The organism is Pseudomonadota bacterium, from assembly GCA_016711215.1.
Taxonomy (GTDB): domain Bacteria; phylum Myxococcota_A; class Polyangia.
In genome coordinates this window covers 496757-513549 of record JADJTL010000003.1, presented here as the reverse complement: position 1 = coordinate 513549, position 16793 = coordinate 496757, and the positions used below count along the sequence as shown (strand labels likewise).

At 71.0% G+C, this 16793-nt stretch carries 12 protein-coding genes; 11 read left to right on the top strand and 1 reads right to left on the bottom strand.

Features of this window, described 5'->3' with window-relative positions:
• Window positions 1–8: 8 nt before the first annotated feature.
• Genes IPL40_11045 through IPL40_11030 form a run of 4 tightly spaced genes read left to right on the top strand, consistent with a single transcriptional unit; the run spans window position 9 to window position 2554 of the window.
• Window positions 9–1154 (top strand): hypothetical protein, encoded by a 1146-nt coding sequence (locus IPL40_11045; protein ID MBK8481698.1) that lies wholly within the window; start codon window positions 9–11, stop codon window positions 1152–1154.
• 20 nt (window positions 1155–1174) lie between these two features.
• Window positions 1175–1669, top strand: coding sequence for a hypothetical protein (locus IPL40_11040; GenBank protein MBK8481697.1), 495 nt, complete (start codon window positions 1175–1177; stop codon window positions 1667–1669).
• 25 nt (window positions 1670–1694) lie between these two features.
• Window positions 1695–2357 (top strand): TlpA family protein disulfide reductase, encoded by a 663-nt coding sequence (locus tag IPL40_11035; protein MBK8481696.1) that lies wholly within the window; start codon window positions 1695–1697, stop codon window positions 2355–2357.
• Window positions 2354–2554 (top strand): hypothetical protein, encoded by a 201-nt coding sequence (locus IPL40_11030; protein MBK8481695.1) that lies wholly within the window; start codon window positions 2354–2356, stop codon window positions 2552–2554. The genes IPL40_11035 and IPL40_11030 overlap by 4 nt, the downstream gene beginning before the upstream one ends.
• 53 nt (window positions 2555–2607) lie before the next feature.
• On the opposite strand, the gene IPL40_11025 is transcribed toward IPL40_11030, so the two are convergent.
• Window positions 2608–4050, bottom strand: a complete 1443-nt coding sequence (locus IPL40_11025) for a NapC/NirT family cytochrome c (protein MBK8481694.1) — start codon at window positions 4048–4050, stop codon at window positions 2608–2610.
• 203 nt (window positions 4051–4253) lie between these two features.
• Here IPL40_11025 and IPL40_11020 point away from each other — a divergent pair, with 203 nt between their 5' ends.
• The 7 genes from IPL40_11020 (at window position 4254) to IPL40_10990 (ending at window position 16477) form a co-directional block, all read left to right on the top strand.
• Window positions 4254–6737 carry a sucrose synthase gene (locus IPL40_11020; GenBank protein ID MBK8481693.1) on the top strand — a complete coding sequence of 828 codons (2484 nt, stop codon included), beginning with the start codon at window positions 4254–4256 and terminating at the stop codon, window positions 6735–6737.
• A 1-nt stretch (window position 6738) separates the two neighbouring features.
• Window positions 6739–7716, top strand: a complete 978-nt coding sequence (locus tag IPL40_11015) for an NAD(P)H-quinone oxidoreductase (protein ID MBK8481692.1) — start codon at window positions 6739–6741, stop codon at window positions 7714–7716.
• 110 nt (window positions 7717–7826) lie between these two features.
• On the top strand, window positions 7827–8222 hold the full coding sequence (locus IPL40_11010) for a hypothetical protein (GenBank protein ID MBK8481691.1): 396 nt from the start codon (window positions 7827–7829) through the stop codon (window positions 8220–8222).
• An 89-nt stretch (window positions 8223–8311) separates the two neighbouring features.
• Window positions 8312–9541: a TolC family protein gene (locus IPL40_11005; protein MBK8481690.1), complete on the top strand. Its 1230-nt coding sequence runs from the start codon at window positions 8312–8314 to the stop codon at window positions 9539–9541.
• Window positions 9538–11001 carry an efflux RND transporter periplasmic adaptor subunit gene (locus IPL40_11000; protein MBK8481689.1) on the top strand — a complete coding sequence of 488 codons (1464 nt, stop codon included), beginning with the start codon at window positions 9538–9540 and terminating at the stop codon, window positions 10999–11001. Before IPL40_11005 ends, IPL40_11000 begins: the two co-directional genes overlap by 4 nt.
• Window positions 11001–14207 (top strand): efflux RND transporter permease subunit, encoded by a 3207-nt coding sequence (locus tag IPL40_10995; protein ID MBK8481688.1) that lies wholly within the window; start codon window positions 11001–11003, stop codon window positions 14205–14207. Before IPL40_11000 ends, IPL40_10995 begins: the two co-directional genes overlap by 1 nt.
• Before the next feature lie 347 nt (window positions 14208–14554).
• Window positions 14555–16477, top strand: a complete 1923-nt coding sequence (locus IPL40_10990; protein ID MBK8481687.1) for a choice-of-anchor D domain-containing protein — start codon at window positions 14555–14557, stop codon at window positions 16475–16477.
• Window positions 16478–16793: the final 316 nt, after the last annotated feature.

The window sequence follows — 16793 nt, the reverse complement described above, 5'->3', positions numbered from 1 at the left end:
TCACGCTATTGAGTCTCGCACTGACAGTTCTGGAGCCCGGGAAGCTCTCCTCCGCCGTGTCGCGGGTCGTTGGCGCCGAGACGCCGGCGCCGGCGCGGATGATGGCGGCCCGCGGCCTGGCGCCGCTGGGTCCGCTGGACCTCGTGACCGCCATCTACCAGCTCGGCTTCGACAGCGATGAGGCGATCGCGTCGGCGGCGCGCCAGACGGCGGACAAGCTGCCCGAGGCTGCGGTGGGCGCTGCACTCGCTGGCGCCGTCGATTCGCGCGTGATCGAGTTCTTCGCGCTGCGGGTGATCAACAAGGCGGCCCTGATCGAGCGTGTGCTGCTCAACGCGCAGACCGACGACCAGACCTTCATCTCCCTGGCGTCCAAGCTCAGCAGCGATCGTCAGCTCGAGATCATCGCCGCCAACGAGCTACGCGTCCTGCGCTCACCGGCGATCATCGAGACGCTCTACTTCAATCGCGCGGCGCGCATGTCCACCGTCGAGCGTCTGCTCGAGCTGGCCGTCCGCAACGGCCTCGAGCTGGCGGGGATCCCGCAGTTCAAGGACATCGCCGCCAACATTCTCGGCACGGCGACGAGCGAGGAGGAGGGCAAGGGCGAGCTCGCGGCCGACGAGGGGGCGAAAGCGGGAGCCCTGCTCGACGCGGCGGCGATCGATGCGATCTTCGCCACGGTCGTCGACGGCGCGATCGACGGCGAGGCGCTGGGCGAGCTGGAGTTCGGTCAGCAAGAGGAGCGGGAGCGTCACGCCGAGGATATCGGCCGCCTCCCGGTCAACGCCAAGATCCGCAAGGCCACCTTGGGGACGGCGTTCGAGCGCGCTGTCTTGATCCGTGACCCGATCCGCATGGTCGCCGAGGCCGCGATCCGGTCGCCCGGGGTGAGCGAGAACGAGGCGGCGCGGTACGCGGCCAATCGCAACCTCGCCGAGGACATCATCCGCTTGATCGCCGAGAAGCGCGAATGGCAGCGCAGCTACCAGATCAAGGTCGCGCTGGTGAACAACCCGAAGTGCCCGCTGGCCCAGGCCATGCGGCTCCTGAGCCACCTGCGCGCCGGCGATCTGCGCGCCGTGGCCCGCTCGAAGAACGTGGCGAGCGTGCTGGCGACGGCCGCCAAGCGCGCCGCCGGCGGCGGCGCGTAGCGGCCGGCGCGCCCTCAGCGATGCGCGGCTTCATCGGACGACTCGGCGGCATGATCGTCGCTCCGCGCGCGACGCTCGCGCGGGCCGCGCCGCCCGGCGCGAGCGGCGGCTTCGCCGACCTCTGGGCCCTCCTCTTGCTCGTGGTGCCCGCGTTGCGCCTGTCGCAGCTCGCGGCGGCGGCCTGGTACGCGATCGACGTCAGCCCGGTCGGCGGCCTCCTTCTGCTGCTCAACACCGCCGCGCGCGCGGTGGTCCTGCCCTTCGTGGCGAGCATCCTCGGCGGTGCGCTGCTCTGGTGGGTCGGGCGCGGACGGCTGCCCGCGCGCTATGCTGAGCTCGCCGCGCTCTGTCTGCTGCCGGCGGTGGTGCTGAAGCTCGCCCTCAGCGGCGTGGCGCTCTTCGCCGCCGAGGGTGTGCAGGCGGACCTGCGCCTCGTCGCGCTCGTCGGCGGTGGGCTCTGGTCCGTGGTCATGCTGGGGCTGGCGGCCCGGACCCTGCGCGAGGCGGCGGCCTGAGCCGCCGAGGAGGCGAGCAGGCGGCATGACCCAGCGAGCACGCGGAGGGGATCGCGCGCGCGCCGATGAGGCGCCGCTCGCGCGCGTCTTGGGGCGCATCGTCGTCGGCCTGGCGGTGGCCCTGGTCGTCTACCAGGCGGTCGGCCTCCTCCGCGACGGCGAGCGCCTGCGGCCGCTTGCGCGCGGGCAAGCGGCGCCGCCGCTGCGCGCGCCGACGCTCGAAGGCGTGACGATCAGCCTCGAGCAATGGCGCGGTCGCGTCGTGCTGCTCGAGCTCTGGGCGACCTGGTGCCCGCCCTGTCGCGAGAAGCTGGCGCTGCTCGACGGGCTGCAGGACGACTACGGCGCTCAGGGGCTGCAGGCCCTGACCGTGGAGATCGAGGGCAACGCGAGCGGCGCGCGCCAAGTCCTGCGTCAGCAAGCAGAGCGGCGCCAGCGCAGAGGACAGCCGGCGAGTGGCGTGGTCCACGCGATCGGCAACGACCTGGTGGCGGAGACCTATCGTGTGCAGACGATCCCGCAGCTGGTATTGATCGGGCGCCGCGGCGAGGTGCTCTACGTTCACGTTGGCGGCGGTGGCGAGGACGAGCTGCGTCAGCAGCTCGCCCGGGCACTGAGCGTCTCTAAGCCCGCGCAGCGCGTCTCTACGCCAGCGCAGCCGGGCAGCACGACAGGAGCGAGGCGATGAGCGAAGGGCCAGCCAAGTTCGGCAAGTGCAGTATGTGCGGCAAGGCGCTGCCGCGCGGGCAGGCCTACCTCAAGTGCACGGTGGCGACCTGCAACAGCGGGCGGCTCAGGCTCGTCTTCTGCAGCCCGGGTTGTTGGGATGCCCACCTGCCGGGCGCGCGCCACCGCAGCGCCGGCTACACGGAGCACGTCGCCTGAGACGCATCGCCTGAGACGCATCGCCTGAGACGCATGGGCGGAGGCACCGGTTCTCAGCGCGCCAGGCGCAGCAGGCCTTCCGGCACGTCTGGTTTCTCCTCCTCCTCGGCCAGCACCTCATGACAGAGGTCGCAGTCCTGGGGGATCACCCGCCCGTCGGCCGCCTTATGCTCGTCGTCGTGGCAGCGGAAGCAGCCCTCGCTTGTTTGGCGATGACCCAGATGGCTGGGGTAGGTGCCCCAGCGAATGCGCATCGCCGGGAAGATGTTGCGCTGGTAGAGGCGGCCGAGCTCGGCGCCGGCCGCGGCGATGGCCTGCGCCTTGGCCTGCGCCACCTGCGGATAGCGCTCGCGATAGAAGCCCTGCAAGGCGCTGGTGAAGTGCCCCGGGGCCTCGGCGCGCGGCGTCTCGACCTGGGCGAGCAGTGCCACGGCCTGGCGCCGCACGAAGGGCAGCGCGGCGTCGATCCGCCGCGCGCTGAGGGCACCGTCGACCGCCACCGCGGCAGAGGCCGCGAAGATATGCGTCGGCCGGTTGTGGCAGTCGATGCACTCCATCGTGCGCGCTTCGCCTGGCGCGCTCGTGCTCGCCGAGGCCTTAGCAGCGCCCGCCGGGCTAAAGGTGCGCACCAGGCGCCCATGCTCATAGACGCTGACCTGCCCGATCTTGGAGCGCTTGTGATCGAGCGCCTGGTAGACGACCTTGACGGCGGGGCTGACGTGCCAGTGGATGCCTTCGTAGCGGCCGGTGCGCGCGTTGATCCCGCCAACGTTGAGCATCACGACGTTGGTGCGGCGGGTGTTGGCCTCGTCGTTGGCAAAGAGGTCGCGGCGCAAGAGGTGGACGCCGTGGAACTTGGCCGGCCAATGGCAGTGCTCACAGGTCTCGCGCGCCGGACGGAGGTTGTCGATCGGCGTCGCGATCGGGCGCGAATAGCTGCCGGCGAAGACCGCCCAGATCTGGCGTACCCCCGAGAGCTTCGACTTGACGAACCACGAGGCGCCCTCGCCGATGTGGCAGCCCGCGCAGCTCACGCGCGCGTGGGGCGAGGCGAGGTAGGCGGTATGCTCGGGCTCCATCACCGTGTGGCAGAGTTCGCCGCAGAACTCGGAGGTCTCGCTGTAGCTGACGGCCTTGTAGGCGGTCAGCGAGACCAAGACCACGTTGACCAGCGTCACCATGACGACGAAGGCGATCGTGCGCCGGGCCCGTTGATTCGCCAGCACGCTGGCGACGGCCGTGCGCAGCGGGGCCTCGCGCTGGCGCCGGCGTGAGCGCCAGGCCCCGAGGGCGATCAAGCCCAGGCCGCCAACAAAGAAGGGTGGCATCACCAGGTAGGTCACGGTGGCGACGTAGGGGTTGAGCCCATGCCCCACCAGGTCGACGACGGTGAAGACGAGCATCGCGTTGCCGAACACCGTGGTGATCAGCGTGCCGAGGATGGAGACCCAATTGTCCCAGAGGAAGGGGAGCAGGCCGAAGAGCCGTTTGAGCATGTCGCTTCCTTCTTGTTGATCGTTCTGATCGTTGGCCCCTCAAGTACAGCCCAGCCGAGGATTTGCGGCAAGATTACAGCTTGTCGCTCACGGCTTCGCCGCGCCTTCCTGGGGGGCGCCTTGGCAGCGGCTTCCCAACCTTGGCAAAGCGATCTAGCGTGAGCGCGGACTGGCGCACCGGGCTGTGCTGACGGGAGCCTGTGGTGGCCGAGAACGGAAGCAACGAGCTCGTGGACGGGCTCGCGCGGCAGCGCGCCCAAGACCCCGGCTTTGGCGCCTGGCTGCAGCAGCTCGCTGCGGCTAAGCTGCCGCTGCCGGCGGTGGGCGAGCTGCGGCAGCGTTGGGAGGCCCTGCAGGCGCGCGGGCCGGGGGCGAAGAAGGCGCCGCACGAGCGCCCGCCCGCGCCCGGCGCCCTGGCGCGGGCGTTGGCGCTCGCCGACGACGCGGTTTGGCAGCCGCCCTGGCTCTACCTGGCGCTGCGCCTCGAGGTCGGACAGTGGCGCTACCTGCGCCTGCACGTCGAGCATCCGCTGGTCGAGTCGATCGCCTTGCGGGCCTTCCTCGCCGCCAAAGAACGCCTGGTGCTCGGCGATACCGAGCCCTACCCCTGGCCCCTCGAGCTCGACTTTGGCGTCTTTCGTGGCGCCCTACCGCGCGCCCGCGATGCGCGCGGCATCGGCCAGGGGTTGACCCAATCATGCCATTGGCTGGCCGAGCGCCTGGCCCGTGGCGGATCCCCGGCCGCGGCGCAGCTCGTGGCCTTCCTCGGGCAGGTGCGGCATCGCGGCCGACCCCTGCTGCTGCAGCCGGAGTTGCTGCAGCCGGAGCCCTTGCGCCAGGCGCTGGCGCGCGCCGACGCTGAGCTCGCGGCGGTGGCCTCGAGCGCGCGCTGGCCGGCGATCGAGGAGCGCCTGAGCGCGCTCGGCTTCGCCCCCGGCTGGGGCGGCACCGCGGGTCGCGCCCGCGAGACGATGCGCCTCTTGAGCGATCTGCTCGCGGCACCGGATACGACCGGTCTCCAGCGACTCTTCGCGCGCTTGCCGCTCGTCACCTCGGTGGTCGTAATCTCGCCCCACGGCTTCTTTGGGCAGGCCCATGTCCTCGGGCGCGCCGACACCGGCGGGCAGGTGGTCTACATCCTCGACCAGGTGCGGGCGCTGGAGGGTGAGCTGCGGCGCCGCTTCGCCGATCAGGGGCTCGAGATCGACCCGCAGATCATCGTCGTCACGCGCCTGATCCCGGAGTCGCCCTCGACGACCTGCAGCGAGCCGATCGAGGCGATCGGGGGCACGCGGCACGCGCACATCATGCGGGTGCCCTTCCGCGACCGCAGCGGCGAGGTGGTGCCGCAGTGGATCTCGCGCTTCGAGCTCTGGCCCTACCTCGAGGACTTCGCGGCCGAGGTCGAACGCGAGCTGCTGGCGGAGCTCGGGGGCCCGCCCAGCCTGCTGCTGGGCAACTACTCCGACGGCAACCTGGTCGCCTGGCTGATCGCGCAGCGGCAGGGCGTCACCTTGGGCAGCGTGGCGCACGCGCTCGAGAAGACCAAGCGCCCCCACGCCGACCTCGAGTGGCGACGGCACGATCGCCAGTATCACTTCGGCTGCCAGGTCAGCGCCGATCTGCTGGCGATGAACGGCGCCGACTTCGTCGTCGTCAGCAGCTTTCAGGAGCTGGCGGGGACCGCCGCCGGCGGCGTGGGCCAATACGAGAGCCATGCGGCCTTCACGCTGCCCGGGCTCTACCGCGTCGTCGACGGCGTCGATCCCTTCGATGCCCGCTTCAACATCCTCCCGCCCGGGGCCGATCCGGCCGTGTACTTCCCCTACGACGAGAGCGCGCGCCGCTTCACCGACCTGCACACTGAGTTGGAGGAGCTGCTCTATGGCGATGACGTCCGACCCGACGCGCGCGGCGTGCTCGAGGACCGCGACAAGCCGCTGCTCTTCGCCATCACCCGGCTCGACCGCGTCAAGAACATCTCCGGTCTGGTCGAGTGGTTTGGCCGCAGCCCGCGCCTGCGCGAGCAGGTCAACCTCTTGGTCGTGGCCGGCCGCGTCGACCCCGGCCGCACCGACGATGATGACGAGCGCGGCCAGATCGAGCGCCTGCATGATCTGATGGACGAGCATCAGCTCGACGGCCAACTGCGCTGGCTCGGCCTGCTGCTCGAGAAGGCGCTGGTCGGCGAGCTCTACCGCTACGTCGCCGACAGCCGCGGGGCCTTCGTCCAGCCTGCGGTCCACGAGGGCTTCGGTCTGACGGTGATAGAGGCGATGTCCTGCGGCCTGCCGACCTTCGCCACCTGCCACGGCGGACCGCGCGAGATCATCGAGGATGGCAGCTCGGGTTTTCACCTCGACCCGGCCCAGGGCGAGCAGGCGGCCGAGCGGATGGCCGAGTTCTTCGAGCGCTGTCGCGATGACCCCGCGCGCTGGACGATGGTGTCGCGGGCCGCGCTCGAACGGGTCGAGCTGCACTATAACTGGGCGCGCTACGCGGAGCGCCTGGTGACGCTGACGCAGGTCAGTCGGTGCTGCGGGCAGCTCGCCGCGCGCGAGCGCGAACCGATGGCGCGCTACTTGGAAACGTTCTACACGCTGCAGCTCCGTCCCTTGATGAAACAGGTGCCGCGTCGCGACTACGCGGCCGGACCGCTGCAGCCTGGGCGCACGGGAGGCGACTGAAATGAAGGCGATCGTCGTGGCGCAGGATGCGCGCCAGAGCCTGCTTTGGCAGGAGGTGCCGCAGCCCTTGCCCCTGCCTGGCGAGGTCTTGATCAACGCGCGCGCGACCGCGGTCAACCGCGCCGATCTGCTGCAGCGCAAAGGACGCTACGCGCCCCCCCCCGGGGCCAGCGAGCTGCTGGGCCTCGAGGTCGCGGGGGAGGTCGTGCAATGCGGCGACCAGGTCTCCGGCTGGAGCGTCGGCGATCGCGTCTGCGCCCTGCTCCCCGGCGGAGGCTACGCGCAGTACGTCACCTGCCCCGCCGAGCTACTCCTGCGCGTGCCCGGCAACATCTCCTTCGCGGAGGCAGCGGCCCTGCCCGAGGCGCTCTACACCAGCTACCTCAACCTCTACGCCGAGGCGCGCCTGCGGCCCGGCGAGCACGCGCTGATCCATGCCGGCGCCTCCGGCATCGGCACCGTGGCGATTCAGCTCTGCGCCGCCCTCGGCTCGCCGGTCTACGCGACGGCCAGCGCCAGCAAGCTGCCCCGCTTGTTGCAGCTCGGGGCCACGGTCGTCTTCGACCGCGAGCAGGAGGACTTCGTTGCCGGCGTCAAGGCCCTGACCGAGGGGCGCGGCGTCGACGTAATCCTCGACCCCGTCGGCGCTTCCTACCTCGCCCGCAACCTGGCGGCGCTGCGCGTCGGTGGCCGTCTCGTCGTGATCGGCCTGCTCGGGGGCGCCAAGGCCGAGCTGCCGCTAGGCGACCTGTTGACGCGCCGCCTGCGCATCATCGGCTCCGTGCTGCGCGGCCGCAGCGTGGAGGAGAAGGCCGAGCTGACACGGGAGCTCGAGCGCCGCGTCTGGCCGCTGGTGGCGAGCGGCAAGCTCCGCGCCGTGATCGACCGCGTCTTCACCATCACCGAGGCTGAGGCCGCCCACGCCCTCCTCCAGTCCAACGAAACCACCGGCAAGCTCGTCCTGATGGTCCCCCGCTAACCACGCGCCAGCCGCCAACCCGCGCCAACCCCCCACCGACCCCAAGCGCTCAGCGGGCAGCGTCGCCGGCGTGCCCTCCACGCCACTTCCTGCTACGCTACGCAGCAGCCTTGACCAAAAACCGGTACATCGTCGACGCCCCGCGCGCGGCAGCCTGCTTGCTGCTGGCGGTTGGCGTGTTCTTCGGTCCCGCCGGGCTCGGGGGCTCGCCTGGGTTCGTGGCCAGCTCGAGCACCTGCGGCCTTTCGTGTCCCTGTGTCGAGGCGGCTCAGGTCGAGCGCGCAGGTGATCGCGTGGAAGCCGCCGCGGCAGACTCGGGTGAGGACGCGTGTCCCGGCGACTGCCCGCAGTGCGGCTGCTGCCTCGGCCTCGCGATGGCCGTCCTCCCCCTCCCCTTGACCTCGAGCGCAGTCGGCTGGACCGCCGCGCGCAGGCTCGCGCCGATCGACGCCCCGGCGTCGGGGGCGGGTGCCGCTGTCTTTCGACCGCCGCGCTCCCTCAGCTGAAGCACCCGAACGCCCTGGTGTAGGTCGGCGCGGCAACGCTCCGTCGCCCGCCAAGGGACCCGGCTCGCGCCCAGCAAGGGAGAGATGCGATGTCTTGCAGGAGGCTGATCGGCCTGCTGCTCGGCGCGTCGCTGTGGACCTCGTCCGCAGGCGCGCAGGAGCAGCCGCAACCGATCGTGGAAATCACCTACGCCAGCGCGCTCGCGCTCGCCCGGGCGCAGGCACCCGCGCTCGCCGCGGCCTGGGCACGCGTGCGCGAGGCCGAGCGCCAGGTCGAGGCGGCGTCGGTTTGGCGCTTCAATCCACAGCTCTCAGGGTCCGCGGGACCACGCCTGCGCGCCGCTGCCACGAGCGTCGAGGGGTCGGCGTCCGCGCAGCAGTGGCTCGAGCTCGGTGGGCAGCGCGGCGATCGGGTCGAGGCGGCGCGCGCGGGGGCCGCGGCGACGGCGGCTCGGCGTGAGGACGCTCAGCGGCTGCTCCTCCGCGACGTCAGCCTCGGCTTCATCGCAGCGCTCTACTGGGAGCGACGCAGCCGCCTCGCCGAGGAGAACCTCCGCCTCGCCGAGGCCGTCGCGCGGGTCGCGACGCGCCGCCACGAGGTGGGTGACCTCGGCGGGCTGGAGCAAGCCGTGGCGACGCTCGCGGCGGTCCGGGCCCGAAGCGAGACAGAGCGGGCACGGGCCTCCCAGACCCAGGCCGAGGGACGGCTCAAGGCGCTGCTCGGCCTCCAGCCAGCGACCGTCCTCGTCTGCCGCGGGGACCTGCGCCAGCTCGGCCTCCCCGCTCCGAGCGCAGCGGGCCTCGACGACCGACCCGATCTTCGCGCGCTGCGGGCCGGTATCCAGCAAGCCCGAGCGGAGGCGGAGCTCGGGCTCGCCAGCCGCGTGCCGAACCTCGCTGTGGGGGCCAGCTACGCGCGCGACGACGCCGACGACCTCGTGCAGGGCACCCTCACCCTCGCGCTGCCGGTCTTCGACCACGGCCAAGGTAGGACCCTGGTGGCCAACGCGCGCGGCGCGCGACTGCGCGCGGAGCTGGCGGCGACGCGAAGCACGGCGGCGATCGACGCCGCCACGGCGCAGGCGACGGCCCGCAGGCTGAGCAGCGCGGCGCAGCGCTTCGAAGCCGAGGGGCTCGCGACGCTCGCGCGCTCCGAGCGAATCGCGAGCGCTAGCTATGACGCTGGCGCTGTCGCGCTGGGCGAGCTGCTCGCTCTTCGCCGCGAGCTCATGCAAGCGAAGCTCGACTACGCCGAGCTCCTCTTCGGCGCAGCGCTGGCCCGCGCCGAGCACGCGGCGAGCACCGGAGCGCTCCGATGAGCGCCGCGTCGCCACCTGGACGGTCAACCCTCCATCCTCTGAGGAAGCCCGCCATGCGTCACGCATCGATCCCCCAGCGCCTGATCGTCAGCGCCCTCGCCCTCGGGCTCGCTGCCTGCGAGCGCAGGCTCGACCCAGCGCCGCCAGCTGAGCAGCCGAGGGCGCCAGCCGTCACAGCCTCCGCCGCGGAACCCAGCCATTCGACCACCGGCGCGGATTGGTGCGTCGGTCACGCGCTTCCCGAGTCGAAGTGCACCAAGTGCAACCCCTCGCTCATCGCGCGCTTTCGCGCCGCAGGCGACTTCTGCGAGGAGCACGGCTTCCCGGAGTCCGTCTGTCCCGTCTGCCACCCCCAGCGGCCTCCTGCGGGTGCGGAGCAGGCGGCGATCGAGGCCCGGGTCGTGCGTCTGCGAGCGCCGCAGCTCGAGCGCGCCGCGGGCCTCGCAACGGCGGCCGCCGAACGCTGGCGCGCCGCCCCGGTCGTCGAGTGCACCGCGCGCCTCGCCTTCGACGCCGATAGACTGGCCGACATCCGCGCGATCGTCCCCGGCCTCGTGCGGCGCCTTCGTGCCGAGCTCGGTGCTCGCGTCGAGCGGGGCGCGCCACTCTTCGACTTGGAGAGCACGCGCGTCGGCGAGATCCAGGGCGCCCTGCAGACCGCGCGCGAGCGCGTGCGCACGGCGCAGGCCAACCTTGAGCGCCAGCGCGTGCTGAGAGCGAGCGACATCGCCTCCGCTCGTCAGGTGGAGCTCGCCGAGCAAGGGCTCGCGAGCGCCCAGGCCGAGGCGCGCACGGCCGAGGCCACCCTGCGCATGGCGGGTGCTGCCCAATCAGCGCCATCGGGCCGTTACACGCTCACCGCGCCGCTGGCGGGCACCGTCGTGCGCAGACCGGCGGTCGTCGGCTTGCTCGCCACCGAGACCGAGTCGCTCGCGACCCTCGCCGACACCTCCGTCCTCTGGGCGCTCTGCGACGTCCCGGAGGCGCACGCCTCACGCGTCGCGCTGGGACAGCGGGTCCTCGTCAGCCTCGATGGCAGCGACGACGCCCCGATCGCCGGCACGCTGACCTGGATCGCCGCGGAGGTGGACCCTCGAACGCGCACCGTCGCCGCGCGCGCCGAGCTGCCGAACAAGGATGGCCGCCTGCGCGCGAACCAGTTCGCCCGCGCCCGCATCGAGACCGGCGCCCCGCGGACGGCAGTCTCGGTCCCGCGCGCTGCCGTGCAACGCGTCGGCGAGCGGGAGGTCGTCTTCGTGCGCAGCGCCCCGGGCGTCTACGAGCCGCGGGTCGTGCGGCGCTTCGGCGCGGGCGCCCGCGTGCAGGTGGAGGGGCGGGTGCAAGTCGGCGACGCGGTCGTGACCACCGGCGCGGTGCTCCTGCGCACGGAGATCATGCCGGGCACCCTCGGGGCGGGTTGTTGTGAGGTCGGGCTTCCCCGTGACCGGCGAGGTGACTGATGCTGACCCGGCTGATCGACCACTGTCTTCGTCACCGGCCGATCGTGCTCGCGGCGACGGCGGTGCTCGCGCTCGTCGGCCTCTTGAGCCTGGCGCGCCTGCCCTTCGACGCCTTTCCCGACACCACGCCGGTACAGGTGCAGGTCAACACCACGGCCCCGACCCTCTCACCGCTCGAGGTCGAGCGGCAGATCACCTTTCCCGTCGAGCAGACCATCGCCGGACTGCCCGGGCTCAGCGAGGTGCGGTCGCTCTCGAAGTTCGGCTTCTCGCAGGTGACGGCGATCTTCGACGACCACACCGATATCTACCTCGCGCGGCAAGTGGTCAGCGAACGGCTGGCCACCGCCGAGCTCCCCGAAGGCGTCGGAAGGCCGGCGCTCGGCCCGGTCGCCACGGGGCTCGGCGAGGTGTTCCAGTACGTGCTGCACAGCGGCACGCTCTCGGCGCGCGAGCTCCGCACGCTGCATCACTGGGTCATCCGCCCGCAGATGGTTCAGGTCCCCGGGGTCGCCGAGATCAACACCTGGGGTGGCTACGAGCAGCAGGTCCACGTCCTCGTCGACCCGCAGCGCTTGATCAAGCACGCGCTGACCCTCGACGACGTCGCGCGCGTCCTGCGGCACGGCAACCGCAATGCCGGCGGCGGCCTGTTGAACCAGGCTGGCGAGGCGCTGCTGATCCAGGGCCAGGGGCTCGTCACGGGCCGGGCGGACCTCGAGGCGATGGTGCTCGCCACGGTCGACGGCACGCCGATCCAGCTCCGCGACGTGGCCGCGGTGCGCGAAGACCACGAGCTCCGGCGTGGGGCCGTGACCTACCAGGGACGGGGCGAGGCCGTGCTCGGTCTTGGCTTCATGCTGATGGGCCAGAACAGCCGCGAGCTGACGCAGCGGCTCGAGGCCCGCCTGCACGAGGCGCGGCGCAGCTTGCCGGAGGGCGCCGCGCTGACGGAGGTCTACAGCCGGACCACGCTCGTCAGCCAGGTGCTGGCGACCGTCCGCAACAACCTGATCGAGGGCGCGCTGCTCGTGATCGCGGTGCTCTTCGCGTTCCTCGGTAACCTCCGCGCGGGCCTCATCGTCGCGCTCGCCATCCCCTTGTCGATGCTCTTCGCGTTCAACGCCATGCTGCGCTTCGGCGTCGCCGGCAGCCTGATGAGCCTGGGCGCCATCGACTTCGGCCTCGTCGTCGACAGCTCCGTGATCATGGTCGAGAACGCGACGCGGCGCCTGAGCGAAGACACCTCGGGGCGCAGCGTGCGCGAGCTCGTGCGCGATGCCGCTGTCGAGGTGCGCCGGCCGACGCTCTTCGGCGAGCTGATCATCGCCATCGTCTACCTGCCAATCCTCGCGCTCGAGGGCGTCGAGGGTAAGCTCTTCCGCCCGATGGCCCTGACGGTGATCTTCGCCCTCGCCGGCTCGATGATCCTGTCACTGACGCTGGTGCCGGTGCTCGCCAGCTATGCGCTCAAGCGGGGCAAGGAGCAGGGCGACAACCGGGTCGTGCGCTGGCTCAAGCGGCGCTATCGGCCGCTGCTCGTCTGGGCCCTCGGCCACCGCCGGGTCGTGTTGGTGCTCGCGGCGCTCGTCGTGCTCAACGCCGGGCTCCTGGCGACGCGGCTCGGGTCCGAGTTCGTCCCGCGGCTTCGCGAGCAGGCGATCGTCCTCAACACCGTGCGCATCGCCGGGGTCTCCCTCGAGGAGTCGGTGCGCTACGGAACCCAGATCGAGCGCTTCCTGCTCGAGCGCTACCCGAGCGAGATCGAACACGTCTGGACCCGCACGGGAACGGCCGAGGTCGCGACCGACCCGATGGGCTCCGAGGTCTCAGACGTCTTCATCACGCTCAAGCCGCGCCGCGCGTGGCGGGCGGCCTCCACGCAGGACGAGCTCGTCGAGTCGATGCGCAGGGCCCTCGCGGGCCTGCCTGGCATGCGCACCGTCTTCACCCAGCCGATCGAGATGCGAATCAACGAGATGATCGCCGGCATTCGCTCGGACATCGGGATCAAGCTCTTCGGCGATGACTTCGACCAGCTACGGCTGACGGCCGACGAGCTGCGCCGAGCCGTCGAAGCGCTCCCCGGAGCGGCGGACGTCACGGTCGAGCAGCTCACCGGACAGGCGATGCTGACCATCGACGTCGACCGCCAGGCCGCGGGGCGCTACGGGATTCCCGTCGGCACGATCCTCGAGGTCCTCGAATCCCTGGCCACCAGGAAGGTTGGTCAGGTGATCGACGGCCAGCGCCGCTTTGATCTGGTGCTGCGCCTCGGCGACGACGCGCGCAGCTCGGCGGAAGCGATCGGCCAGGTGCTGCTTCGTAGCGCGGCTGGCGCGCAGGTCCCGCTCTCCGCGCTCGCCCACCTCCGGGTCGTCGAAGGCCCGTCGACGATTCAGCGCGACTGGGCCAAGCGGCGCGTGGTGATCCAGGCCAACGTCCGCGGTAACGACGTCGGCTCCTTCGTCGGCGAGGTGCGGCGCGTGCTCGCGCAGGTGAAGCTCCCGGAGGGCTACTACACGACCCTCGGCGGCCAGTTCGAGAACCTCGAGCGCGCGCAGACCCGCCTGCTCTTCGTCGTGCCGATCGCGCTGCTGCTGATCCTCTCGCTGCTCTACCTCACCTACGGACGGGCGGCCGACGCCCTGCGCGTCTTCACGGGCGTCCCCTTCGGCGCCGTTGGCGGCGTCGTCGCGCTGTGGCTGCGGGACCTGCCCTTCTCGATCTCGGCGGGGGTCGGCTTCATCGCCCTCTCCGGCGTGGCGGTGCTCGGTGACATGGTGCTCGTCTCCTACGTGAGGCAGCTCCTCAAGCGCGGGCGCGCCCCCCTTGCCGCGATCCGAGAGGCCGCCGAGACGCGCCTGCGGCCGGTGCTGATGACCGCGATGGTCGCGGCCTTCGGCTTCATCCCGATGGCCTTCAACACCGGCGTCGGCGCGGAGGTGCAACGACCCCTCGCAACCGTAGTCATCGGGGGCATGATCACCGCCACCATCGCCACCCTGCTGGTCCTCCCCGTGCTCTACGCCAGCCTCGCCACCACCCCACCACCCAATCCCCCGCAAACCCCCGAGCCCTACCCCCCGCTCCGCACCCCCCCCCGCCAGAAAAAGGCCAGACTGCGCGCAGCTGCGGTGTTCGCGTCATGCTCTTCTTCTCTGCTCGGGCCATCGGTCAGCAGCCAGTCTCGCCCTCAAGGGTAATTCCGCAGGAACCGACTGTCTCACTCGCGTTGGCACGGAGGGCTCCGGCTTGAGCAGACTCGGCACGGGGGCTGCAACCGTGGTCCTCCAGCTTGATGCCAAGCTGGAGGTTGTTGATGAAAAAGATGTTGTTGAGCGAGAGCTTAAACTGCTGGTCGAGGCCAGGAAGCGCGTCCGCCTGGCCACGACGCTGTGTCTCACCGTTGACACCCCTCGGTGCGCGTCCACGAGACGCGTCGGGAGAGGACGCAAGAGCGTCGAAGGACGCAGCCTGCCGCTTGCAGCAGGCACACACGCCACCGCCACGAGGCACGACACCGCGCCGCGGCCACCGGCAGAGCGCCACCGTGTCGCAGAGGCTCTTGTTCTGGGCCGCACTCGGCGTGCTCGCCTCGTGCGGTGATGGCCCGGTGACGACGATTGACGCTGCCCCCTCGCGGGGCCAGGCCGATGCCGGCCCGCGCGCATGGTCCGAGCGAGACGCGTCGATCGAAACCGACGGCGCCACGCCAAGAACAGAGTCGAGCGTTCCCCTCGAGGTGATGGACTTCAGCGCGGCGAGCTCGACCGTACCCCGGCGCCAGGCGGTGCAGTTACACGTTGCCGCGCGGGGCGTCCCGCCACTGCACTACGCCTTCCAGGTGATCAGCGGAGAGGGCGCGATCGCCGGCGCTGGGCCCGATGCCACCTTCACCGCTGGGTCGCTCCCAGGCAACGCCGCGCTTACTGTGAAGGTCACCGATGGCCGCGGCCATACGATCACCGCTGCACTGGTGATCCCGATCGTCAACGCGCGTCCCGCGATTACCGCGTTCGATGCCGCCGCGCCGGTCGGCAAGACGGCCCAAATGACGGCCGTCGCCGCCGACCCGGACGGCGACCTGCTGACCTACCACTACGAGTTGGTCAACTGCTCGGCGAGCATCACGGGGACCGGGCCGCAAGTTGCGCTCACCCTGGGCTCGTCCGGGACCTGTGAGGTCCGGCTCACAGTCCGCGACGACCTCGGACTCTCGGCTTCGGCCGCGACCTCCGTCGCCGTCTCCAACTTAGCGCCGTCGATCACGAGCTTCGCGCCATCGAGCGCGAGCGTGCCACGTGAGGACAAGGTCGAGCTGCTGCTCGCGGCCACCGATCCCGAGGGGGAGAGCTTGAGCTATAGCTACAAGGTGCTCGCCGGCAGCGGCACGGTGGCCGACGAGGACGGCAAGACGATGCTGAGAGCCGGCACCCGACTAGGCTCGCTACGGATCGCCGTCACGGCCGAAGACCCGCAGGGGGCCACCGCCACCGCCGAGCTCGAGGTCGCAGTCGTGAATCGCCCCCCGAGCATCACCCAGCTCATGGCAACACCCGTCAGCGTGGTGCGCGGCGACAGCGCCGTGATCTCCCTCTCGGTGACCGATCCCGATGGGTCGCTCGACACCCTCGAGACCCGGCTCGAGCTCGTTGGGGGCAGCGGAACGCTGGTGAAAGACGGACAGGTCTACACCTTTCGTGCCGGAGCCGTTGGCGACCAGGTCGCGTTCAACGCCTTCGTCAGCGACGGCAACGGCGGCCTCGACAAGGCTACCCTCTACGTCACGCTGCTCAACGCCCCCCCGACCATCACCAGCCTGACGGTCGCGCCGCAACGCGTCTACGAGCAGCAGCCAGCGACCCTCACGGTCACCGCCGCCGACACCGGAGGCACCTCGCTCGAGTACAGCTACGAGCTCGATCCGGCCAGCACAGCGGGTGGCAGTCTCAGCTTCGCCGCTGGAACCTGGCAACGGAGTGCCTCGGTCAGCTACACGCCACGGCAGAGCGGCGAAGCTCACATCACCGTGCGCGCGCGCGACGGCGAAGGCGCGATCAGCGAGCCACACCTTCAGAAGCTGACGGTCAAGGCGGCGGCGCCCGCGATCGCGATCATGGACTGCGACACCTCCTGCACCGAGATCGATCCTTACACGGGCCGCTTCGACTTCGGGTCGGTGCCGCTCGGACGCGAGTCGCCGGCGGCTTCGCTGCGCCTGTTCAACGCCGGCAGCATGACCCTCATGCTCCACGACATGCGCTTCGTAGACGGCGACCCTGGGGACTTCTCCTTGCCCCATTCGCTTTTCTTAAGACCGATCGAGCCCGGTGAGTCCATCCCACTTGAGATCACCGTGCACCCGGAGAAAACCGGTCTGCGTCGCACCCGCCTCGCCATCTCCAGCAACGACCCAGAGCGTCGGACGGTCTGGTTGGCCGTGACCGCCACAGGAGTCGCGTCTACGCCCTAGCATGTCGCCAGCAACGGCGACGACACCAGGGGTACGGGGAGCGCGACCGCGCCCCTCGCGACAGTTGATGCTGGGCTGAAGCGGACCAGCGCCGGTGGCGAGGTCGAGGCGGCCCTGGAACTGCTGCAAATACTCGACGTTCGCGGCGCCACGGTCACGGCCGATGCGAACACCTGCACCGCCGCCGTCACCACCGCCGTGCGCGATGCGGGCGCCGACTTCGTGCTGGCGCTTAAGGGCAACCGCAGCGCGCTGCACAAGCACGTCCAGCAACGCTTCGCCGATGCCGCCGAGCGAAACTTCCGCGGAATCAAGC

Excerpts from the sequence above, each read along its gene's own strand:
- IPL40_11040 (MBK8481697.1), top strand. The coding sequence starts at position 1,175 with ATGCGCGGCTTCATCGGACGACTCGGCGGCATGATCGTCGCTCCGCGC.
- IPL40_11035 (MBK8481696.1), top strand. The coding sequence starts at position 1,695 with ATGACCCAGCGAGCACGCGGAGGGGATCGCGCGCGCGCCGATGAGGCG.
- IPL40_11030 (MBK8481695.1), top strand. The coding sequence starts at position 2,354 with ATGAGCGAAGGGCCAGCCAAGTTCGGCAAGTGCAGTATGTGCGGCAAG.
- IPL40_11025 (MBK8481694.1), bottom strand. The coding sequence starts at position 4,050 with ATGCTCAAACGGCTCTTCGGCCTGCTCCCCTTCCTCTGGGACAATTGG.
- IPL40_11015 (MBK8481692.1), top strand. The coding sequence starts at position 6,739 with ATGAAGGCGATCGTCGTGGCGCAGGATGCGCGCCAGAGCCTGCTTTGG.
- IPL40_11005 (MBK8481690.1), top strand. The coding sequence starts at position 8,312 with ATGTCTTGCAGGAGGCTGATCGGCCTGCTGCTCGGCGCGTCGCTGTGG.
- IPL40_11000 (MBK8481689.1), top strand. The coding sequence starts at position 9,538 with ATGAGCGCCGCGTCGCCACCTGGACGGTCAACCCTCCATCCTCTGAGG.
- IPL40_10995 (MBK8481688.1), top strand. The coding sequence starts at position 11,001 with ATGCTGACCCGGCTGATCGACCACTGTCTTCGTCACCGGCCGATCGTG.